This window comes from Microbacterium panaciterrae, from assembly GCF_039541635.1.
Classification (GTDB): domain Bacteria; phylum Actinomycetota; class Actinomycetes; order Actinomycetales; family Microbacteriaceae; genus Microbacterium; species Microbacterium panaciterrae.
Genome location: NZ_BAABGP010000024.1, coordinates 1 through 21,545, shown reverse-complemented (window position 1 = coordinate 21,545; position 21,545 = coordinate 1). Strand labels below are relative to the sequence as shown.

The window sequence follows — 21,545 nt, the reverse complement described above, 5'->3', positions numbered from 1 at the left end:
TGCCTAGACTGGGATCGTGCTGGAGAATCCCCGATCCCCGCGCGTGCGCGCCGTCGCGAAGCTCACCAAACGCAGCGCGCGCACCGAGACCGGCCTGTTCCTGCTGGAGGGACCGCAGGCGGTCCGCGAGGCGCTGTCCTATCGGCCCGACGCGATCGTCGAGCTGTTCGCGACGCCGACCGCCTGGGACAAGCACGGGGATCTGCGCGCCGCGGTGACGGCCGCAGACGTGCGCTTCGAATACGTCACCGAGTTCGTGCTCTCCGCGATGGCCGACACCGTCACCCCGCAGGGCGTGGTGGCCGTCGCCCGGCAGACCCCGACCTCGGTGCGCGACATCTTCGCCGCGCGGCCGCGCCTCGTCGCGATCTGCGAAGAGGTGCGCGATCCGGGCAATCTCGGCACGATCATCCGCGCCGCGGACGCCACCGGCGCCGACGCGGTCGTGCTGACCGGGCGCACCGTCGACCTGTACAACCCGAAGGTGGTGCGCTCCACCACCGGATCCCTGTTCCACCTGCCCGTCTCGGTGGGCGGCGATCTCGCCGACGTGGTGGACCGCGCCCGTGACGCCGGCCTCCAGGTCGTCGCGGCGGACGTGAAGGGCGACGATCTGCTCGCCGCGCGCGCCGAGGGGATCCTCTCCGCCCCGACCGCCTGGCTGTTCGGCAACGAGGCGCACGGCCTCGAGGAGGATGCGCTGGCTCTGGCGGATCGCGCCCTGCGGCTGCCGATCTTCGGTCGGGCGGAGTCGCTGAACCTGGCGACCGCCGCCAGCGTCTGCCTCTACGAGAGCGCGTTCGCACAGCGCGCCTGAGCCGAAGGGGCGCGGCATGAAGATCCTGATCGTCGAGGACGACGAACGCGTGGGTGACGCCCTCGCGGGATTCCTCGGACGAGCGGGCTACGCCACGGAACGGGCGATGGACGGACAGAGCGCCATGGCGCTCCTGGGCACCGAGACCGAGGTCGTGCTGCTGGATCTGGGACTGCCCGACATCGACGGCATCGAGCTGTGCCGGAGGATCCGCGCGGTCAGCGGCGTCCCCGTGCTCATCGCGACAGCCCGCAGTCAGGTGCACGAGCGGATCCGCGGGCTCCGCGCGGGTGCCGACGACTTCCTCGTCAAGCCCTACGACGTGCAGGAGCTGCTCGCGCGCATCGAGGCCGTCACCCGTCGCACCCAGGCGCTGCCGGGGGAGACCGGACCCGTCGGGATCGACATCGACGGCGTCCGGATCGACCTGGTCGCGCGCCGGGTGCTGGTCGACGCGGAGCCGGTGGAGCTGACCCGCAAGGAGTTCGACATCATCGCGGTGCTCGCCCGCTACCCCGGTGTCGCGGTGCCGCGGGAGCGCCTGATCCGCGAGGTGTGGAACACCGACTGGCAGAGCTTCGCGCGTTCGCTGGAGGTGCACGTGGCCTCGATCCGGCGCAAGATCGGCCGTCCGTCCCTCATCGAGACGGTGCGCGGCGTCGGCTATCGCCTGACGGGGCTGTGAGCCGTGCGCCGCAGGCTCTTCGTCGTGTTGCTGGTTCCGCTGGCCGCGGTGCTGCTGCTGCTCGGCGGCGCCTACGGCTGGGCCGTGTCGCGCAGTGTGCAGCAGGCGTTCTACACGCAGCAGGTCGGCGATCTCGGCACTTTCGTGACCAGCGCCCGGCAGGCGCTGCGCTCCTCCAGCGCCGACGTGCTGGACGGCGAGCTGCGGCGCTATCGAGAGCTCTACGGCACGACCGTGGTCGTGGTGGATCGTTCGGGACGCCCGTGGGCGCCGCTCGCCGACGCCGCGCTCGTGCTCGACGAACCGACGGCCGGCAAGGTGCAGCTGGCGCTGTCCGGGCGCCGCAGCGACCTGCCGGAGCTGGTCGTGCTGCCGTGGCAGCTCGCCGAGCAGTCCCTCGTCGAGCCGATCGTGGACGATGGCGACGTGATCGGCGCCGTCGTGATGTCGGCGCGGGTGGACGCTCCCCGGGCCGAGATCGTGCGGCAGTGGCTCGTGCTCGCGATCGTGTGCGCGCTGGCGATCGTGGCCGGCCTGTTCGTGGTGCTGCGCCTCGCCACCTGGGTGCTCAAGCCGGTGCACCGGGTGGATCTCGCGATGGAGGCGATCGAGCGCGGCGACATGGATGCCCGGATCTCCGACGAGACGGGGCCCCCGGAGTTGCGCCGGATGATCCTGCTGTTCAACCGGATGGCGGGGGAGATCGAACGGGTGGTGTCCCGGCAGCAGGAGTTCGCGCTGAACGCCTCGCACGAGCTGCGCAACCCGCTGAGCGCCCTGCTGCTGCGCCTCGAGTCGCTCGCGACAGGACTCGATCAGAGCTGGGACGGCGAGGTCGAGGCGACTCGCGAGGAGGGCCGGCGGATGACCCGGATCCTGGACACCCTGCTGGGATTCGCCCGCGGCTCCGACCGGGCAGCGCTTCAGGACCCGATCGACCTGGCCGCGCTCGCCGAGCGCCGGGTTGCGGCCTGGCGCGACGCCGCAGCGGCCAAGGGAGTCGCGCTCGAGCTGCGGCTCGACGGGCCCGTCCCCGCCGCCGCCGACGAGACGATCGCGGAGAGCGCGCTGGACGCCGTGATCGACAACGCCGTGAAGTTCTCTCCTTCGGGCAGCACGATCGACGTGTCGGCTGAGCGCACCGCGGACGGCTGCGTGCTCGCCGTGCGCGACCGGGGGCCGGGGATCCCGGATGACGAGCGGGAGCACATGACCGACCGGTTCTGGCGCAGCGCCAGGACCGACGCGACGCCCGGCTCCGGGCTGGGACTGGCGATCGCCACCGATCTGCTCGCCACCGTCGGAGGACGGCTGCAGGTCGAAGCGGCGGACGGCTCGGGTCTGCGCGTGCTCCTGCACCTGCCCGGGGCGGAGGCGCGATGAGCGTGCTCCTGCGCCGCCTCATCGCCCTCGTGCTGGGCGTGCTGTGCGCGGCCGCCCTCGCCGCGTGCGCACCGTCGGATCGGGGCTGGGCCGACCATCCGCAGACGATCGCCGGCGGCGGCACGACCGGTGTGTACTACGCCTACGGCATGCACTTCGCCGCCGCGCTCTCGGAGCAGCTCGGCGCGCGGTTCTCGGCCCAGTCGACGAACGGATCCGTCGACAACCTCGAGCGGGTGGGTTCCGGAGCCGCCGTGCTCGGCTTCGCCCAGGGCGACGCCGTGGCCGACGCGGTGTCGGGAACCGGGGCCTTCGATCGCGCCATCCCGATCGTGGCGGTCGCGCGTCTGTACGACGAGTACGTGCACATCGTGGTGCGGGCAGGGTCGGCGGTGCACAGCATCCAGGATCTCGCCGGCCGGGCGATCTCGCTCGGGGCGCAGGGCTCCGGCGTCGAGGTGGTCTCGCATCGGATCCTCATCGCTGCGGGCGTGCAGGCGGCCACGATCCGCAATCCGCAGCTCGGCCTCGCCGCGTCGATCGCCGCGCTGCAGCGCGGCGACATCGACGGCTTCTTCTGGGTCGGCGGGCTGCCGACGCCCGGCATCGAGAAGCTCGCGGCGAGCACGCCGATCCGGCTGCTGTCGATCCCGCCGACCGTCGTGGACGCCGTCAACGCAGCCCACGCTGGCGCGTACCGGCAGGCGGATCTGCCGATCGGGATCTACGGCATCACGGCGTCCACGGTGACGATGACCGTGCCGAACTATCTGGTGACCAGGGCGGATGCGCCGGAGGGCCTCATCCACGACGCCACCCGCGTGCTGTTCGACGCCCGTGCGACGATCGCCAAGGATGTGCCGGCAGCGGCGCTCCTCGACCGCCGGCAGGCGATCTTCACGGATCCCATCGCCCTGCATCCGGGGGCGATGCGGTACTACCGCGAGACGCACGGCTGAGCCCCGCCCTGCCGCCGGCGCCCCTCCTCAAGAAACGCTCAAGGATCGAGACGCCGCGCGCGCCTGGCGCATAGCCTGACCGGGTCGCCGCCGGGCTCACCGGCTCAGTCGATTCAACGGAGAGTCAGCCATGACCGATGCCCCTGCCGCCGCGCCCTCTGCCGCCCACGCCGCGCTCGGCGCCCCGCTCGTGGTTGTGGACCACGTGCAGAAGCACTACGGCGATTTCCAGGCGCTGACCGACATCGACCTCACCGTGCACAAGGGCGAGGTCGTCGTGATCATCGGCCCGTCCGGATCCGGCAAGTCGACTCTCTGCCGCACCATCAACCGGCTCGAGACCATCACCAGTGGTTCCATCACGATCGACGGCGAGCGCCTCCCCGCCGAGGGCAAGGGGCTCGCGCAGCTGCGCGCCGACGTCGGAATGGTGTTCCAGTCGTTCAACCTGTTCGCGCACCTGACGATCCTGGAGAACGTCACGCTCGGCCCGATCAAGGTGCGCGGCATGAAAAAGGCCGACGCGGAGAAGGAGGCGATGCAGCTGCTCGAGCGCGTCGGCGTCGCACAGCAGTCCGCCAAGCTGCCCGCCCAGCTCAGCGGCGGTCAGCAGCAGCGCGTCGCGATCGCGCGCGCGCTCGCCATGCACCCCAAGGTGATGCTCTTCGACGAGCCGACCAGCGCCCTGGACCCCGAGATGATCAACGAGGTCCTCGACGTGATGATCGAGCTGGCAGCCAGTGGCATGACGATGATCGTGGTCACCCACGAGATGGGCTTCGCGCGCAAGGCGGCGAACCGCGTCGTGTTCATGGCCGACGGCCGGATCCTCGAGGAGGCGGAGCCCGAGCAGTTCTTCACGAACCCGCAGAGCGATCGCGCCAAGGACTTCCTGTCCAAGCTGCTCACGCACTGACCATCGCACACCACCGCAGCACCCTGCACCACACAAGGAGAGACGCACATGCTGAAGACACGCACCCTCGCCGGGGTCGGCCTCGCGGTCGCCGCCCTGCTCGCCCTGACCGGCTGCAACAGCGGCAGCCCGACGACTCCCGGAGCCTCCGGGGAGGGCGTCAGCCCCACGAGCGACAAGCCGCTGTTCGAGGTAGCCAAGGACGTCAAACTCGACGGCAGCCCCACCTTCGATCGCATCACCAAGAACGGCAAGATCACGATCGGCGTCAAGGAGGACCAGCCCGGCCTCGGCTACAAGGACGCCACCACCGGCAAGCGCACCGGCTTCGATGTCGACATCGCGCGCTGGGTCGCCGCGTCCCTCGGCTACAGCGAGGACAAGATCGAGTTCAAGGCGATCCCGTCCGCGAACCGCGAGCAGGCGATCGTGAACGGCGACGTGGACTACTACGTCGGCACCTACTCGATCACCGACAAGCGCAAGGCCGTGATCGACTTCGCCGGTCCGTACTTCGTCACCGGGCAGGGCCTGCTGGTGCGCAAGAGCGAGGACACGATCAAGAGCGAGAAGGATCTCGCCGGCAAGACCGTGTGCTCGGCGACCGGATCCACCCCCCTGCAGAACATCCAGCAGAACTTCCCGGACACCAAGGCGGTCGGCGTCGACCTGTACTCGGGATGCGTGGAGCAGCTGATCAACAAGCAGGTCGACGCGGTCACCACCGACCAGGCGATCCTGATCGGCTACGCGGCCCAGGACCCGACCGAGCTGAAGGTCGTGGGAGAGCCGTTCACCACAGAAAAGTACGGTGTGGGCCTCGCCAAGGGCGACACCGCGTTCCAGACCTTCGTGAACACGATGTTCACCGACGGCGGGGACACCTGGAAGGCGATCTTCGAGAAGAACCTCGGCGCGAGCGGCATGAAGGTCGCGCAGCCGGCGATCGAGAAGTGATTCGCATCCGCTGAAAAGCTGCGGCCGGCGCGCGGGGGGCACGCCGGCCGCACCCCTCTCATCCTCCCCGTCCTGAAGGAGTAATCGCGTGGACGCACTGCTGGGCAACCTCGACCTGTGGGGCGCGGCGATCCTGAACACGATCGTGCTGTTCCTCGGCGGCGGTGCGCTGGCGCTCGTGCTCGGCACGATCGTCGGAGCCATGCGGGTCTCACCCGTCCCGATCGCCCGCGGCGTGGGGACGGTGTACGTGAACCTCATCCGCAACACCCCGCTGACGCTGGTGTTCTTCTTCTTCGTGTTTGGCTATCCGAAGCTCGACCTGCCGGAGATCCCGTTCCTGCCGCTCGGGATCATCGCGCTCGGCATCTACTCCGCGACCTACGTCGCCGAGGTGCTGCGCGCGGGCATCAACACCGTCCCCGTCGGCCAGGCCGAGGCCGCCCGCGCGATCGGGCTGTCATTCGGCCAGGTCATGACGCTCGTGGTGATGCCGCAGGCGTTCCGCTCGGTCGTTCCGCCGATGATGAGCGTGTTCATCGCGCTGCTGAAGAACACCACGATCGCCGCCGGCTTCGGCATCGCCGAGCTCGCTGCGCTCCGCGCGACGGTCGCGGATTCCGCGAACCGACCCGGCACCGTCATGGAGATCCTGCTCTGGGTCGCCGTCGTGTTCATCGTCCTGGTGATGCTGCTGAGCCTGCTGCAGCGGCACTTCGAGAAGAAGTGGAGGATCGCCCGATGAGCGGCGCATCCGTTCTCTACGACGTCCCCGGCCCCCGCGCGGTGCTGCGCAACCGGCTCCTCGGCGCGGTCACCGTACTGGTCGTGCTCGCCCTGCTGGGCTTCGTCGTCTACCGTTTCGCGGCGACCGGCCAGTTCGACGCCGCGCGCTGGAACCTGTTCACCTACACGCTGGTGTGGCAGGGCATGGCGCAGGCGCTCTGGGCCACGGTCAGCGCGTTCCTGGCTGCCGCCGTCGGCAGCATCGTGCTCGGGTTCCTGCTCGGGATCGGGCGGCTCTCCGAGCACGCCTGGGTGCGGGTGCCGGTCACCGTCGTGATCGAGCTGATGCGCGCCGTACCCGTGCTGGTCATGATGATGATCTTCTACTACGGCATCAACTCGATCCCGGACAGCACCTTCCGGATGTCGCCGTACGCGGCCGTCGTCATCGGCCTCGTGCTCTACAACGGCTCGGTGCTCGCCGAGGTGCTGCGGGCCGGCATCGAGTCGCTGCCGCGCGGCCAGAAGGAGGCCGGATACGCGATCGGGCTCCGCAAATCCGGTGTGATGATGTTCATCCTGCTGCCGCAGGCCGTAGGGGCGATGCTGCCCGTGATCATCGCGCAGCTCGTGGTGACGCTGAAGGACACCGCTCTCGGCTTCATCATCACCTACCCCGAGCTCATCTACTTCGCCAAGTACCTCAGCTCGCAGCCCGGCCGTCCGCTGCTGCAGGCGGGGCTCATCGTCGCCGTCATCTACATCGCGATGTGCCTGATCTTGTCCGGCATCGCGAAGTGGCTCGAGGCGCGCACGCGCCGCTCGCCGAAGCTACCGCACGGGACCGGTGGCAACGCGGCCGCCGATGACGAATCCACCATGACCGAGGTGATCGCGCTGCAGAGTCGGGCAGGCAGGCTCGATGCCGGTGGGGGACCGCGCAGCTTCTGACCGCGAGCGGGGCGGCCCTGAGCGCGCCGGTAGACTCTCATCTCGTGTCCGACACCGCACAGAATTCTCCTGACATCACCCCCGAGGCGGTTCACACCGCCGTCGACGCCGCGCTCGCCGCGATCGGATCGGCGACCGATTCCGCCGCACTGAAGGCCGCGCGCGCCGCGCACGTCGCCGAGGGATCGCCGCTGGCGATCCTGAACGCGTCGATGCGCCAGGTCGCCCCCGAGCACAAGGCCGCGTTCGGCAAGCTCATCGGCCAGGGGCGCGGACGCGTCACGCAGGCGCTGGCCGCGAAGGAGGCGGAGCTCGCCGAGGCGGAGACCGCCGCGCGGCTCGAGGCCGAGCGCGTCGACATCACCGCCGTCGCGTCGCGCTCCCGCGTCGGCGCCCGGCACCCGCTCACCCTGCTCCAGGATCAGATCAGCGACGTGTTCGTCGGCATGGGGTGGGAGATCGCCGAAGGCCCCGAGCTCGAGCACGAGTGGTTCAACTTCGACGCGCTGAACTTCGACGTCGACCACCCCGCTCGTCAGGAGCAGGACACGTTCTACGTGGATCCGTCCTCGCGTCACCTGGTGATGCGCACGCACACGAGCCCCGTGCAGGTTCGGTCGATGCTCGACCGCGAGGTGCCGATCTACGTGCTGTGCCCGGGTCGGGTCTACCGCACCGACGAGTTCGACGCGACGCACCTGCCGGTGTTCACCCAGTTCGAGGGCCTCGTCGTGGACAAGGGCATCTCGATGGCGCATTTGAAGGGCACGCTCGACCACGTCGCGCGCCAGCTCTTCGGCCCGGAGGCGAAGACCCGCTTCCGCACGAACTTCTTCCCCTTCACGGAGCCGTCCGCCGAGCTCGACCTGTGGCACCCCACCTTCAAGGGCGGTGCGCGCTGGATCGAGTGGGGCGGCTGCGGCATGGTCAACCCCAACGTGCTGCGCGCGGCGGGGATCGACCCCGACGTGTACAGCGGGTTCGCGTTCGGCATGGGCGTCGAGCGCGCGCTCATGTTCCGCAGCGACGTGCAGGACATGCGCGACATGGCCGAGGGCGATGTCCGTTTCAGCGAGCAGTTCGGGATGGTGGTGTGATGCGCGTCCCGCTTTCGTGGTTGCGTGAGTACGTGGATGTGGCTGAGGATGCCACGCCGGACGATGTCTTCGCGGCGCTCGTCTCCGTGGGCTTCGAGGAGGAGGAGCTCATCGGCTTCGGCATCTCCGGACCCGTCGTCGTCGGCCAGGTGCTCTCCTACGAGGACGAGCCGCAGTCCAACGGCAAGACCATCCGCTGGTGCCAGGTCGACGTGGGCGAGGCCCAGGGCGGTGTCCGCGGCATCGTCTGCGGCGCGAGCAATTTCGCGGTGGGGGACAAGGTCGTCGTGACCCTGCCCGGCGCCGTGCTGCCCGGGCCGTTCCCGATCGCCGCGCGCAAGACCTACGGGCACGTCTCCGACGGCATGATCGCCTCGGCCCGCGAACTCGGGCTGGGCGACGAGCACAACGGGATCCTGATCCTCTCCGAGCTCGGCATCGACGCCCCCGTCGGCACCGACGCGATCGCGCTCCTCGGCCTCGACGACGTCGCGGTCGATGTGAACGTCACGCCCGACCGCGGCTACGCGTTCTCGCTGCGCGGCATCGCCCGCGAGTACGCGCACGCGACCGGCGAGGCGTTCCGCGATCCCGCCGAACGCGACTTCGCCGAGCTGCAGCCGGGCTCCGGACGCACCGCGGTCCTCGACGACACCGCACCGATCCGTGGTAACGCGGGCGCGAGCGAGTTCGTCACCCGCGTCGTGCGCGGCGTGGATCCGTCCCGCCCGACCCCGCCGTGGATGATCGCGCGGCTCACGCTCGCCGGCATGCGCTCGCTCGGCGTTCTCATCGACATCACCAACTACGTCATGCTCGAGCTCGGCAACCCGGTGCACGGCTACGACCTCGACAAGCTCGACGGGAACATCGTGATCCGTCGCGCCGCCGCGGGCGAGAAGATGGTCACGCTCGACGGCCAGGAGCGCACGCTCAGCGCCGAAGACCTCCTCATCACCGACGGTTCCGGCCCGATCGGCCTGGCCGGCGTCATGGGCGGCGGCACCACAGAGATGAGCGGGAGCACCCGTAATGTGCTGATCGAGGCGGCGACGTTCGACCCGATCACGATCGCGCGCTCCGCCCGCCGGCACAAGCTGCCCAGTGAGGCCTCCAAGCGGTTCGAGCGCGGCGTGGACCCGCTCATCCCGTTCGCGGCCGCACGCCGTGTCGCCGACCTCATGGTCGAGCTCGCCGGCGGCACGCTGACCGAGGAGGGCGGCGCGCTCTTCGGCGAGGTCTTCCTCGCGAGCATCGAGCTGCCCGCCGGTTTCGTGCCGGGCCTGATCGGCGTGGACTACGCCGACGACGAGGTCACCGGCGCGCTGGAGACGATCGGCGCCGAGGTGACCGCCGTCGACCCTTCGACAGGCTCAGGGACCGGCTGGACCGTCATCCCGCCGAGCTGGCGCCCCGACCTCACCGACAAGTGGACGCTGGCCGAGGAGGTCGCGCGCATCCACGGGCTCGACCGGATCCCGTCCGTGCTGCCGACCCCGCCGTCCGGCCGTGGGCTCACCGAGATGCAGCAGGGGCGTCGCCGGGTGGCGAACGCGCTGGCCGCCGCGGGCCTCGTCGAGACCCCGGCGTTCCCGTTCAGCACGCAGGATCAGAACGACCTGCACGGATCCGCCTCCGGCGAGGAGCTTCCGGGGGTGCGCCTGGCGAATCCGCTGGACTCGCAGACGCCGTTCCTGCGCCGCTCGCTCATCCCGGGACTGCTGCACACCGCGCACCGCAACATCGCGCGCGGCCTCGTGGATCTGGCGATCTTCGAGACCGGCGTCGTGTTCCTGCCCGCTCCGGGCGTGGTCTACGGCACCGATGAGGTGCCGCCGCTCGGCGTGCGTCCCTCGGACGAGACGCTCGCGGCGCTCGACGCGTCGATCCCGCCGCAGGCCCGTTACGTCGCCGCCCTGTTCACCGGACACGTCGCGCCCCGCCAGCCCGGCCGCGCCGCCGAGGAGTACGGCCTCAGCGAGGCGCTCGACGCCGTGCGCGTGATCGCCGACGCCGCCGGCGTCGTGATCGACGTCGTGCAGGGCAGCCGCGCCGCGCTGCACCCCGGTCGTGCCGGCGTGCTGCAGGTGCGCGGTGCCGAGGTCGGCTACGTCGGCGAGCTGCACCCGCAGGTCTCGGCCGATGCCGATCTGCCCGGTCGCGCGGTCGTGCTCGAACTCGACCTCGACGGCGTGCTGGCGCTGGCCGGCGATCGCGTCGTCGCGGCCTCGCTGTCGACCTACCCGGCAGCCACGCAGGACGTGTCGCTCGTGCTCGGAGCGGGTGTCCCCGCCGCCGAGGTGGGCGCGGCGCTGTCCGAGGGCGCGGGCGCTCTTCTCGAGTCCGTCCGCCTCGTCGACGACTACCGCGGCGAGGGCGTGCCGGCCGGATCCAAGAGCCTGACCTTCGCCCTGCGCTTCCGTGCGGACGATCGCACGCTGACCGCTGCAGAGGCGACCGAGGCGAAGCTCTCCGGCGTCGCCGTCGCGGCCGAGCGGTTCGGGGCGCAGATCCGGGAGTGAGGGCGGCATCGCTAGACTGACCAGCAGTGACACGGGGTGCCGCATCCGCGGCTGAGATCACACCCGTCGAACCTGATCTAGGTCGTACTAGCGAAGGGATGTCGCGATGAACGCGCGTCTGGAACACCTGTCTGACGAGTCCGTGGTCGAGGCCACGGCGAGCCTGCTCACCGCACTGCGGGCCGAGCCCCCGCTCGTGCAGTGCATCACGAACGCGGTGGTGACCGGCTTCACCGCCAACGTCCTGCTCGCGCTGGGGGCAGCCCCGGCGATGGTGGACATCACGGGCGAGGCCGGCCTGTTCGCCGGGATCTCGTCCGGTCTGCTGGTGAACCTCGGCACTCCCACGCCGGAGCAGCGGGCGGCGAGCCTCGAGGCCGCGAACGGGGCCCGCACGGCCGGAACGCCGTGGGTGCTGGATCCGGTCGCGATCGGCGTCCTTCCGGTGCGCACCGCGCTCGCGCACGAGCTGCTGGCGCTGGGCCCCACCGTGATCCGCGGCAACGCCTCCGAGATCCTCGCGCTCGCCGGTCGCAGCGCGGGTGGGCGAGGCGTGGATGCGCTGGACGGCACAGAGGCCGCGGCCGACGCCGCACGGGAGCTCGCGGCGCGCACCGGGGGAGCGGTCGCCGTGTCGGGACCGATCGATCTCATCGTCGATGCGGACGCGGAGATCCGGATCGACAACGGCGACGCCCTGCTCACCCGGGTGACCGGGGGCGGCTGCGCCCTCGGCGCCGTGATGGCCGCCTTCCTCGGCGCGGCCCGGCAGACCGGCCACGCACCCGCGGTCGCGGCGGCGGCAGCCACGATCGTCTACACAATCGCGGCCGAAGACGCCGCGCAGGGGGCCGACGGGCCCGGATCCTTCGCGGTGCGCCTCCTCGACGCCCTCGCGGCGGTCGCGCCCGCAGACCTGGCGGCGCGGGCCCGCGTCGCCGTGACCGCTCCGGTCGCGGCATGACTCGCCTGAACCCGGACGACCTGGCGCTCTACCTCGTCACCGACCGCGCCCTGTGCGGCGAGCGCGGTGTCACTGCCGTCGTCGACGCCGCGGTCGCGGGCGGGGTCCGGATCGTGCAACTCAGAGACAAGGACGCGGACGACGCCGAGATCGTGGCGCAGCTGATCGAGCTCTCCGCGGTGATCGCGGGCAGGGCGCTGCTGGTCGTCGACGACCGGCTCGAGGCGCTGATCGAGGCGCGCCGGCGCGGGGCGCGAGTGGACGGGATCCACCTCGGCCAATCCGACGCGTCGGTCGCGGTGGCGCGCTCTCTGCTCGGCCCGGACGCGATCATCGGGCTCACGGCGAACACCCCGGGGCACCGCGACGCCGTACGGGCCCTGCCCGCAGGCACGGTCGACTATCTCGGCGTCGGCGTGATCCATCCGACCGCCACCAAACCCGATCACCCGCCGGTGCTCGGGGTGGACGGGTTCGCGGCGTTCACGGCGGCCAGCTCGCTGCCGTGCGTCGCGATCGGCGGGGTGGGCCGCGACGACGTCGCCGCCCTCCGCCGGGCCGGGGCCGCCGGCGTCGCCGTGGTCTCCGCGCTCTGCAGCGCAACGGATCCGCGGATCGCGGCGCGCAAGCTGCTGCGCGAGTGGGGCAGCGGCGGGACGCCCCGGGTGCTCAGCATCGCCGGCAGCGACCCCTCGGGCGGGGCCGGGATCCAGGCCGACCTCAAGTCCATCGCCGCCAACGGCGGCTACGGCATGGCCGCGATCACGGCGCTCACGGTGCAGAACACGCGCGGTGTGAGCGGGGTGCACGTGCCGCCGGCGGAGTTCCTGCGCGCGCAGCTCGACGCGCTGAGCGAGGACGTGCGGATCGACGCGGTGAAGATCGGCATGCTCGCCGGGGCTGCAGTGATCGCCGAGGTCGGCTCCTGGCTGACCGCGCACCGGCCTGCCACGGTCGTGCTGGACCCGGTGATGGTGGCCACGAGCGGCGACCGGCTGCTCGACGCCGATGCCGAGCAGGCCCTGCGCGCACTGCTCTCGCTCGCCGATCTGATCACGCCGAACCTGCCCGAACTCGCTGTTCTCGTGCACGAGGACCAGGCGACGACCTGGCCCGCCGCGCTCGCGCAGGCCCGGGGGCTGTCGGCGGCGACCGGCGCGCTCGTGCTGGTCAAGGGCGGTCATCTCGGCGGCGATGAAGCGCCGGACGCCCTCGTCGGGCCGGCGGGCGTTCTCCGCGAATATCCCGGGGCGCGGATCCGCACCCGCAGCACGCACGGCACCGGCTGCTCGCTGTCGTCCGGGCTCGCCGCGCGCCGGGCGGCCGGTCACGACTGGTTCGCCGCCGTCGCCGAGGTCCGCGCGTGGCTGCGTGAATCGATCGCCGCGGGCGCCGCCCTGCAGGTGGGCTCGGGGCACGGTCCGGTCAGCCACTTCGCCGGGCTCTGGCAGCGCGGCGGACTCACGGTCGCACGCCCCGCCGACGACGTCGCCGCGGAGTGGTGGGACCACATCGCGCCCGTGCGCCGGGCGATCGACGAGCTGCCGTTCCTGCGCCGGCTCGCCGATGGCACGCTCCCGGAGGCCGCGTTCCGCGGCTACCTCGCGCAGGACGCGGTGTACCTGCGGGCGTACGCGAGGACCCTGGCCGAAGCGGCGCGACTCGCCCCGCGCTCCGCGGAGCAGGGGTTCTGGGCCCGCTCGGCCGAGCAGTCCGTGCTCGGCGAGCTGCAGCTGCACGAGAGCCTGCTGTCGCCGGGCGAGAGTGCCGCAGATCCGTCGCCCGTCACCACCGCATACCTGGATCACCTGCGCGGCACGGCGTTCGACGGCGACTACGGGGTGCTCATCGCGGCACTGCTGCCCTGCTTCTGGATCTACGCGGATGTCGGCGCCCGGCTGCACGCCGAGGCCGGGGGCGATTCGTCGCATCCGTTCGCGCCGTGGATCGAGGAGTACGCGGATCCGGTCTTCGCGGCCGCGAATCGCGAGGCGATCCGGATCGTGTCCGCACATGCGGCGGCCGCCGACGAGGAGACGCGCACGCGCATGCGCGTCGCCTTCGTGCGCTCGGCCGAGCATGAGCGGGCGTTCTTCGCCGCCGCCGATCTCGGCGGCTGAGCGGTCTCGATTTGGTCGCGGGCGGCACCGCACGATATCGTCACCGCATGCTTCCGGCTCCGCAGACGATCACCCTCACGGGTGTTGTGGTGCGTCGACGCCGTTCGGGCGACCGCCGACTCTAGGCGACCCTGCGCTCCCGCGTCGTGCGCGGTGGAGTGCCGGTGTCGCCGCCCCGGCCCATCCGTCTCCGACCGTTAAGGTGGAAGCATGACGTATACCGTCGCCGTCTCCGGCGCATCCGGTTATGCGGGCGGCGAGATCCTGCGCCTGCTCGCGAACCATCCCGACATCGAGATCCGCACCGTCACGGCGCACTCGAACGCCGGGCAGAAGCTCTCCGAGCACCAGCCGCATCTCCGCTCGCTGGCGCACCTCACCCTCCAGGACACCACGCCCAAGATCCTCGCCGGGCACGACATCGTGTTCCTGGCCCTCCCGCACGGCCAGTCCGGCCAGTACACCGATGCCCTCGGCGACGTGCCGCTCGTGATCGACGCCGGCGCCGACCATCGCCTCACCTCCGAGGCGGCGTGGGACGCGTTCTACGGCGGCGACTTCCACGAGCCGTGGAGCTACGGCGTCCCCGAACTCCTGGTGGACGGCGTGAAGCAGCGCGAGAAGCTGCGCGGCGCCACGCGGATCGCGGCCCCCGGCTGCAACGCCTCGACCGTCAGCCTCAGTCTCGCCCCCGGCGTCGCCGCCGGCGTGATCGATCCGTCCGACATCGTGACCGTGCTCGCGGTCGGCCCCTCGGGTGCGGGCAAGAGCCTGAAGACGCATCTGCTCGGCAGCGAGATCCTCGGATCCGCCAACCCCTACGCGGTCGGCGGGACGCACCGGCACATCCCCGAGATCCGGCAGGCGCTCGCCGCGACGGGGGCAGCTGCCGCCGAAGACATCCGGATCTCCTTCACCCCGGTCATCGTGCCGATGGCCCGAGGGATCCTCGCGACCTCGACCGCGCCGATCGTGCCGGGCACGACCGATCAGCAGATCCGCGACGCCTGGCAGCACGCGTACGGCGACGAGACGTTCGTGCAGCTGCTGCCGGAGGGATCCTTCCCGCGCAGCGCCGACGTGCTCGGCGCCAACACCGCGCTCATCGGGCTCGCGATCGATCGCGCCGCGAACCGCGTCGTGGTCGTGACCGCCGTCGACAACCTCGTCAAGGGCACCGCGGGCGCCGCCATCCAGTCCATGAACATCGCGCTCGGCCTCGACGAGGCCACGGCGCTCACCACGAACGGAGTGGCCCCGTGAGCGTGACCGCACCCCAGGGGTTCGAGGCGGCCGGAGTCGCCGCAGGCCTCAAGTCCACCGGCAAGGCCGACGTCGCGGTGGTCGTGAATCGCGGCCCGCGCAAGGTCGGCACGGCGGTGTTCACCAGCAACCGCGCCAAGGCCAACCCCGTCATCTGGTCGCAGCAGGTCGTCGCCGATCGCACGGTCGAGGCCGTCGTGCTGAACTCGGGCGGCGCGAACTGCTTCACCGGCGCATTCGGATTCCAGACCAGCCACCTCACCGCCGAGAAGACCGCCGAACTGCTCGAGGTGAGCGCGGGCGACGTGGTCGTCTGCTCCACGGGGCTCATCGGGACCGGCGACGAGGTGTTCCGCGGCAAGGTGCTCGCGGGCGTCGAGGCCGGCATCGCCCAGCTCAGCGCGGACGGCGGCCAGGCCGCGGCCGAGGCCATCATGACGACGGACACCGTCGCCAAGACGGTCGTCGTGCGCCGCGACGGCTGGACCATCGGCGGCATGGCGAAGGGTGCGGGCATGCTCGCCCCGGGGCTCGCCACGATGCTCGTCGTGCTCACGACCGACGCCGATGTCGACGCCGCCGACGCGGACGCGGCACTGCGACGCGCGACCGGGGTCACGTTCGACCGGCTCGACTCGGACGGCTGCATGTCGACCAATGACCAGGTCACGTTGCTCGCCAACGGGGCGAGCGGGATCCGTCCCGGTCTCGACGCGTTCGCGGCGGCGCTGACGGAGGCCGCGGACGAGCTGGCCAAGAAGCTGCAGGGTGACGCGGAAGGCGCCAGCCACGACATCACGATCGTGGTCCGGGGTGCGGTGAGCGAGCAGGACGCCGTGGAGGTCGGCCGCTCGGTCGCCCGGAACAACCTGTTCAAGGCCGCGATCTTCGGCAACGACCCGAACTGGGGCCGGGTGCTCGCCGCGATCGGCACCACCCGGGCCGTCTTCGACCCCTATGACACCGAGGTCTGGATGAACGGTGTGCGGGTCTGCGCGGAGGGCGGCCCCGACCGCCCGCGCGAAGAGGTGGATCTCACCCCCCGCGCCACAGACCTGGTGATCGATCTGAAGTCGGGCGACGCGACGGCGACGATCCGCACCAACGACCTCACCCACGAGTACGTGCACGAGAACAGCGCGTACTCCTCATGAGCGACCTCCAGGACACCGCCCCCGAGGAAGCGGCGATCAAAGCCCAGACGCTGATCGAATCGCTGCCCTGGCTGAAGAGGTACCGCGACCAGATCGTCGTCGTGAAATACGGCGGCAACGCGATGATCAGCGACGAGCTGCAGGAGGCGTTCGCGCAGGACATCGCCTACCTCCGCTTTGTCGGAGTGCAGCCGGTCGTCGTGCACGGCGGCGGACCGCAGATCTCCGACATGCTCGAACGGCTCGAGATCCCGAGTGAGTTCAAGGGCGGCTACCGGGTCACCAACACCGAGGCGATCGGCGTGGTGCGGATGGTGCTGACCGGACAGGTCAACCCGCAGCTCGTCTCGAAGATCAACTCGCACGGGCCGATCGCGACCGGCCTCAGCGGCGAGGACGCCGGACTCTTCGGCGGTCGGCGACGCGGCGTGATCATCGACGGCGAAGAAGTCGACCTCGGCCGCGTCGGCGACGTCGTCGAAGTGGATCCGACTCCCGTGCACGACCATCTCGCTGCGGGGCGCGTTCCGGTCGTCTCCAGCATCGCGCCGGATCTGGACCATCCCGGCCAGTCCCTCAACGTGAACGCGGACGCCGCGGCGGCTGCGCTCGCAACGGCGCTCGGCGCGGTCAAGCTCGTGATCCTCACGGATGTCGCCGGGCTCTACGCGGATTGGCCGAACCGCGAATCATTGGTCTCGCACCTGACCACCACGGAGCTGAAGACGCTGCTCCCGTCGCTCGAGTCGGGGATGATCCCGAAGATGGCCGCGTGCCTGGCGGCCGTGGAGTCGGGCGTGCACGCGGCGGCGATCATCGACGGACGGGTGCCGCACTCGGTGCTCGTCGAACTTTTCACCAGCAAGGGAATCGGAACGGAGGTGGTGGCGGGATGAATTGGCAGCAGGATGCAGACCGTGACCTGATCTTGAATGCGGGACCGCGGTTCGAGTTGCTCGTCCGCGGCGAGGGATCGCACCTGTGGGACGGTGAGGGGCGACGCTACCTCGACTTCCTCGCCGGGATCGCGGTGACCGCGCTCGGTCACGCCCACCCCGTGTTCGTGGAGGCCGTGTCTCGCCAGGCCGCGACGCTCGCGCACGTCTCGAACTACTTCGCGACGCCGCCGCAGCTGGAGCTCGCGGCGCGCCTGAAGCGCCTGGCCGGCGCCGGAGTGGACGGCCGGGTGTTCTTCGGCAACTCCGGCACCGAGGCCAACGAGGCCGCGTTCAAGCTCGCCCGCCTGCACGGGCTGTCTGAGGACGGCGGATCCCGGCGTCCGCGGATCCTGTCCCTGGACAACGCGTTCCACGGCCGCACGATCGGCGCGCTCGCGCTGACGGCGAAGGCGTCCATGCGGGATCCGTTCCAGCCGCTCCCCGGCGGCGTGGAGCACATCCCCGCCACGATCGAGGCGCTCGAGTCGGCGATCGACGACCGCGTCGCCGCCCTGTTCGTCGAGCCCATCCAGGGTGAGGCCGGCGTGCTCGAGCTGCCCGAGGGGTACCTCCGGGCCGCCCGCGCGCTCACCGAGAAGCACGGCGCGCTGCTCATCGTGGATGAGATCCAGACCGGCGCCGGCCGCACCGGCGACTGGTTCGGCTTCCAGCACGAGGGCATCGTGCCCGATGCGATCACACTGGCCAAGGGCATCGGCGGCGGCTTCCCGATCGGCGCGCTCGTGGTGTTCGGCGCGGCGGCCACGCTGCTGCAGCCCGGCTCGCACGGGTCGACCTTCGGCGGCAACCCGCTGGCGACGGCTGTCAGCAACGCCGTGCTCGAGGAGATCGAGCAGGCGGGCCTGGTGCAGAACTCCCGGGACCGCGGCACCCAGCTGCGTGCGGCGATCGCGGGGATCGGATCGCCGCTCGTCACCGGTGTGCGCGGGCGCGGACTGCTCATCGGGGTGGCGCTCGCGGCTCCGGTCGCGGGTGAGGTGGTGTCCGCGGCGCAGCGGCTCGGGCTCATCGTCAACGCCGCCAACCCGTCGTCGGTGCGCATCGCGCCGGCGCTCACGATCGGCGACGCAGAGATCGCCGAGTTCATCGAACTCTTCACGGCCGCCCTCGCCGAGGTCGCGGCCACCGCACTCACGGAGACCAACGCATGACCCGCCACCTGTTGCGCGACGACGACCTCACGACCGCCGAGCAGACCGAGATCCTGGATCTCGCGGTCGAGCTGAAGAAGGACCGCTGGGCGGACAAGACGCTCGCCGGTCCGCAGACGGTCGCGGTGATCTTCGACAAGTCGTCCACCCGCACCCGCGTGTCGTTCGCGGTGGGGATCGCCGACCTCGGCGGATCCCCGCTGATCATCTCGACGGCGAACAGCCAGCTGGGCGGCAAGGAGACGCCGTCCGACACGGCCAGGGTGCTGGAGCGCCAGGTCGCCGCGATCGTCTGGCGCACCTACGCGCAGGCGGGCCTGGAGGAGATGGCGGAGGGAACCCGCGTCCCCGTCATCAACGCGCTCTCCGACGACTTCCACCCCTGCCAGCTGCTCGCCGACCTGCTCACGATCCGCGAGCACAAGGGCGAGCTGAAGGGCCTCACGCTGTCGTTCTTCGGCGACGGCCGCAGCAACATGGCGCACTCGTACGTGCTGGCCGGTGTCACCGCGGGCATGCACGTGCGCGTCGCCTCTCCCGCCGCCTACGCGCCGCGGGAGGACGTGGTCGCCGATGCGCACCGCCGTGCCGCGGAGACAGGAGGGTCCCTCACACTCCTCACCGATCCCGCGCAGGCGGCCACCGGCGCGGACGTCATCGTGACCGACACGTGGGTGTCGATGGGCAAGGAGGAGGAGAAGGCGGCGCGCCTGCGCGACCTCGGCGACTTCAAGGTGACCACCGGCACGATGTCGCTCGCCGACCCCGCAGCGATCTTCATCCACTGCCTGCCCGCGGATCGCGGATACGAGGTCGACCCCGAGGTGATCGACGGGCCGCAGAGCGTGGTCTGGGACGAGGCCGAGAACCGCCTGCACGCGCAGAAGGCGCTGCTCGTCTGGCTCATCGGCAAGCAGGATCAGCCATGAGCGCGGCGCACGGCGGCGGAAGCCACGGCACGAACGCGGGCGCTCTCTGGGGTGGCCGTTTCGCCGGAGGTCCCAGCCCGGAGCTCGCCGAACTGAGCAGGTCGACCCACTTCGACTGGATCCTGGCACCGTACGACATCGCCGGCTCCCACGCCCACGCGATCGCGCTCGAGGCCGCGGGGTATCTGGAACCGGATGAGGCGACGCGGATGCACGCGGGGCTCGACGCCCTCGCGGCTCGCATCGCCGACGGCACCCTGCTGCCGCAACCGGCGGACGAGGACGTGCACGGCGCCCTCGAGGCGGCGCTGATCGCCGAGGTCGGCGCCGACCTGGGCGGACGCCTCCGCGCCGGTCGCAGCCGCAACGACCAGATCGCGACTCTCGTGCGGATGTACCTGATCGACCACGCGCGGCTCATCGCGCACGATCTGCTCGGCCTCATCGACGCGCTGGTCGCGCAGGCACAGGCGCACGAGGGGGCGATCCTGCCGGGGCGCACGCATCTGCAGCACGCGCAGCCGGTGCTCCTCGCCCATCACCTGCAGGCGCACGCCTGGCCGCTGGTCCGCGACCTCGAACGACTCGTGGACTGGCGCGCGCGTGCCGGCGTCTCGCCGTACGGCGGGGGAGCGCTGGCCGGATCCACCCTCGGGCTCGATCCCGCGCTGGTCGCCCGAGAACTCGGGCTGGATCGCCCTGCGGAGAACTCGCTGGACGGCACCGCGGCGCGCGACGTGGTCGCGGAGTTCGCCTTCATCGCCGCGATGATCGGCGTGAACCTGTCCCGGTTCTCGGAGGAGATCATCCTCTGGAACACCCGCGAGTTCGGCTTCGTCACGCTCGACGACGGCTACTCGACCGGGTCCAGCATCATGCCGCAGAAGAAGAACCCCGACATCGCCGAGCTCGCGCGCGGCAAGTCCGGGCGCCTGATCGGCAACCTCTCGGGGCTCATGGCCACGCTCAAGGGGCTCCCGCTCGCGTACAACCGCGATCTGCAGGAGGACAAGGAGCCGGTCTTCGACTCGGTCCGCACCCTCGAGGTCGTGCTGCCCGCGTTCACCGGCATGGTGGCCACGCTGCGCTTCGACACCGCCCGCATGGCCGAGCTCGCCCCGCAAGGCTTCTCGCTGGCGACCGATGTCGCGGAGTGGCTGGTGAAGCACCGGGTGCCGTTCCGCGAGGCGCACGAGATCTCCGGATCCCTGGTGCGCGCGTGCGAACAGCGCGGCATCGGGCTCGAGGACGCCGACGATGCGCTCCTCGCCGAGGTGTCGTCGCACCTGACGCCGGCCGTCCGGGAGGTGCTCACGATCTCCGGATCCGTCGCCAGCCGCGACGGCGTCGGAGGCACCGCCCCGGTGCGCGTCGCCGAGCAGCGCGCGGAACTCGTCGCGCGCAGCCAGGCGGCCGTGCACGCGCTCGGGATCTGAGCTCGTGCCCGGGATCTGAGCTCGTGCCCGGCATCCGGGGCGCGACACGCCCGGGATGCGGCCACGATTTGCCGGATCTGCGGGATCCGCGTAACTTATTACTTGTTCGCCCCAAGCGGTAGAGCGAAGGGCCGGAAGGCCTGACTCCCCAAGCGGTGAACAACCCCCGATCTCGATCAAGAACTTCCCTTGCGGGAGATCTTGGACTATGATTGGGAACTCCCACCTCAGGTTCGCCGCAAGGCGCAGCGAGATGGGGGTGAGATCAAGCCCCACTTGTGATGCCGCGAGGCTGAACTGTGGGAGCATCCGATCCTTGAGAACTCAACAGCGTGCACTTGTCAAATGCCAATTTATTCCTCGTTCCAGTCTTTGGGCTGGTTTGAGAAATTCCTTTGGATCAAAGACCAGCTCCCTTTTTGGGGGTTGGCATTCGGATGAAGTCAGCAATGATGTCATCTCTTTGGTCAGTTTCAAACTCGCAGGTCGCTGGTTTTCCCTGGTGGTCCTGTTTTTTTCTTTTACGGAGAGTTTGATCCTGGCTCAGGATGAACGC

18 protein-coding genes and 1 riboswitch are annotated in these 21,545 nt (G+C 70.7%); all 18 genes read left to right on the top strand.

What is annotated here, in order from left to right:
- Positions 1–16 precede the first annotated feature (16 nt).
- The 18 genes from ABD882_RS16635 (at position 17) to argH (ending at position 20,989) form a co-directional block, all read left to right on the top strand.
- A complete protein-coding gene (locus ABD882_RS16635) occupies positions 17–817 on the top strand; it encodes a TrmH family RNA methyltransferase (protein ID WP_345188524.1) in 801 nt (266 codons plus the stop codon).
- 16 nt (positions 818–833) lie between these two features.
- Positions 834–1,502, top strand: coding sequence for a response regulator transcription factor (locus ABD882_RS16630; RefSeq protein WP_345188523.1), 669 nt, complete (start codon positions 834–836; stop codon positions 1,500–1,502).
- Between the two features lie 24 nt (positions 1,503–1,526).
- Positions 1,527–2,885: a sensor histidine kinase gene (locus ABD882_RS16625; RefSeq protein WP_345188522.1), complete on the top strand. Its 1,359-nt coding sequence runs from the start codon at positions 1,527–1,529 to the stop codon at positions 2,883–2,885.
- A complete protein-coding gene (locus tag ABD882_RS16620; protein WP_345188520.1) occupies positions 2,882–3,844 on the top strand; it encodes a TAXI family TRAP transporter solute-binding subunit in 963 nt (320 codons plus the stop codon). The genes ABD882_RS16625 and ABD882_RS16620 overlap by 4 nt, the downstream gene beginning before the upstream one ends.
- 130 nt (positions 3,845–3,974) lie before the next feature.
- Positions 3,975–4,760, top strand: a complete 786-nt coding sequence (locus ABD882_RS16615) for an amino acid ABC transporter ATP-binding protein (RefSeq protein WP_345188519.1) — start codon at positions 3,975–3,977, stop codon at positions 4,758–4,760.
- 48 nt (positions 4,761–4,808) lie between these two features.
- Complete coding sequence (locus tag ABD882_RS16610; protein ID WP_345188517.1) at positions 4,809–5,717, top strand: glutamate ABC transporter substrate-binding protein; 909 nt, start codon at positions 4,809–4,811, stop codon at positions 5,715–5,717.
- Positions 5,718–5,805: 88 nt separating this feature from the next.
- A complete protein-coding gene (locus ABD882_RS16605; protein ID WP_345188516.1) occupies positions 5,806–6,462 on the top strand; it encodes an amino acid ABC transporter permease in 657 nt (218 codons plus the stop codon).
- Entirely contained in the window at positions 6,459–7,394 is a 936-nt protein-coding gene (locus tag ABD882_RS16600; protein WP_345188514.1) for an amino acid ABC transporter permease, read from the top strand. The genes ABD882_RS16605 and ABD882_RS16600 overlap by 4 nt, the downstream gene beginning before the upstream one ends.
- 44 nt (positions 7,395–7,438) lie before the next feature.
- The gene (gene pheS / locus ABD882_RS16595; protein WP_345188513.1) at positions 7,439–8,491 is read left to right on the top strand and encodes a phenylalanine--tRNA ligase subunit alpha; all 1,053 of its coding nucleotides are present in this window, start codon (positions 7,439–7,441) and stop codon (positions 8,489–8,491) included.
- Positions 8,491–11,013 (top strand): phenylalanine--tRNA ligase subunit beta, encoded by a 2,523-nt coding sequence (pheT, locus tag ABD882_RS16590; RefSeq protein WP_345188512.1) that lies wholly within the window; start codon positions 8,491–8,493, stop codon positions 11,011–11,013. Before pheS ends, pheT begins: the two co-directional genes overlap by 1 nt.
- 22 nt (positions 11,014–11,035) lie before the next feature.
- A riboswitch (TPP riboswitch) is annotated at positions 11,036–11,129 on the top strand.
- Positions 11,120–11,977 (top strand): hydroxyethylthiazole kinase, encoded by an 858-nt coding sequence (thiM, locus tag ABD882_RS16585; protein WP_345188511.1) that lies wholly within the window; start codon positions 11,120–11,122, stop codon positions 11,975–11,977. Its footprint overlaps the riboswitch before it by 10 nt.
- Positions 11,974–14,097: a bifunctional hydroxymethylpyrimidine kinase/phosphomethylpyrimidine kinase gene (locus ABD882_RS16580; RefSeq protein WP_345188510.1), complete on the top strand. Its 2,124-nt coding sequence runs from the start codon at positions 11,974–11,976 to the stop codon at positions 14,095–14,097. The genes thiM and ABD882_RS16580 overlap by 4 nt, the downstream gene beginning before the upstream one ends.
- Positions 14,098–14,307: 210 nt before the next feature.
- Positions 14,308–15,360 (top strand): N-acetyl-gamma-glutamyl-phosphate reductase, encoded by a 1,053-nt coding sequence (gene argC, locus ABD882_RS16575; RefSeq protein WP_345188509.1) that lies wholly within the window; start codon positions 14,308–14,310, stop codon positions 15,358–15,360.
- Positions 15,357–16,514: a bifunctional glutamate N-acetyltransferase/amino-acid acetyltransferase ArgJ gene (argJ, locus tag ABD882_RS16570; protein WP_345188508.1), complete on the top strand. Its 1,158-nt coding sequence runs from the start codon at positions 15,357–15,359 to the stop codon at positions 16,512–16,514. Before argC ends, argJ begins: the two co-directional genes overlap by 4 nt.
- The gene (argB, locus tag ABD882_RS16565; RefSeq protein ID WP_345188507.1) at positions 16,511–17,410 is read left to right on the top strand and encodes an acetylglutamate kinase; all 900 of its coding nucleotides are present in this window, start codon (positions 16,511–16,513) and stop codon (positions 17,408–17,410) included. Before argJ ends, argB begins: the two co-directional genes overlap by 4 nt.
- Entirely contained in the window at positions 17,407–18,624 is a 1,218-nt protein-coding gene (locus ABD882_RS16560; RefSeq protein WP_345188506.1) for an acetylornithine transaminase, read from the top strand. The genes argB and ABD882_RS16560 overlap by 4 nt, the downstream gene beginning before the upstream one ends.
- Entirely contained in the window at positions 18,621–19,553 is a 933-nt protein-coding gene (gene argF / locus ABD882_RS16555; RefSeq protein ID WP_345188505.1) for an ornithine carbamoyltransferase, read from the top strand. Before ABD882_RS16560 ends, argF begins: the two co-directional genes overlap by 4 nt.
- Positions 19,550–20,989 (top strand): argininosuccinate lyase, encoded by a 1,440-nt coding sequence (gene argH, locus ABD882_RS16550; protein ID WP_345188504.1) that lies wholly within the window; start codon positions 19,550–19,552, stop codon positions 20,987–20,989. Before argF ends, argH begins: the two co-directional genes overlap by 4 nt.
- The last annotated feature ends 556 nt before the right edge of the window (positions 20,990–21,545 follow it).

What these genes read in the sequence shown, in the direction of transcription:
- ABD882_RS16610 (WP_345188517.1), top strand. Translation starts at nt 4,809, where the DNA reads ATGCTGAAGACACGCACCCTCGCCGGGGTCGGCCTCGCGGTCGCCGCC.
- ABD882_RS16615 (WP_345188519.1), top strand. Translation starts at nt 3,975, where the DNA reads ATGACCGATGCCCCTGCCGCCGCGCCCTCTGCCGCCCACGCCGCGCTC.
- ABD882_RS16560 (WP_345188506.1), top strand. Translation starts at nt 17,407, where the DNA reads ATGAATTGGCAGCAGGATGCAGACCGTGACCTGATCTTGAATGCGGGA.
- ABD882_RS16600 (WP_345188514.1), top strand. Translation starts at nt 6,459, where the DNA reads ATGAGCGGCGCATCCGTTCTCTACGACGTCCCCGGCCCCCGCGCGGTG.
- argC (WP_345188509.1), top strand. Translation starts at nt 14,308, where the DNA reads ATGACGTATACCGTCGCCGTCTCCGGCGCATCCGGTTATGCGGGCGGC.
- ABD882_RS16580 (WP_345188510.1), top strand. Translation starts at nt 11,974, where the DNA reads ATGACTCGCCTGAACCCGGACGACCTGGCGCTCTACCTCGTCACCGAC.
- argF (WP_345188505.1), top strand. Translation starts at nt 18,621, where the DNA reads ATGACCCGCCACCTGTTGCGCGACGACGACCTCACGACCGCCGAGCAG.
- ABD882_RS16630 (WP_345188523.1), top strand. Translation starts at nt 834, where the DNA reads ATGAAGATCCTGATCGTCGAGGACGACGAACGCGTGGGTGACGCCCTC.
- argB (WP_345188507.1), top strand. Translation starts at nt 16,511, where the DNA reads ATGAGCGACCTCCAGGACACCGCCCCCGAGGAAGCGGCGATCAAAGCC.
- pheT (WP_345188512.1), top strand. Translation starts at nt 8,491, where the DNA reads ATGCGCGTCCCGCTTTCGTGGTTGCGTGAGTACGTGGATGTGGCTGAG.
- ABD882_RS16620 (WP_345188520.1), top strand. Translation starts at nt 2,882, where the DNA reads ATGAGCGTGCTCCTGCGCCGCCTCATCGCCCTCGTGCTGGGCGTGCTG.
- argH (WP_345188504.1), top strand. Translation starts at nt 19,550, where the DNA reads ATGAGCGCGGCGCACGGCGGCGGAAGCCACGGCACGAACGCGGGCGCT.
- thiM (WP_345188511.1), top strand. Translation starts at nt 11,120, where the DNA reads ATGAACGCGCGTCTGGAACACCTGTCTGACGAGTCCGTGGTCGAGGCC.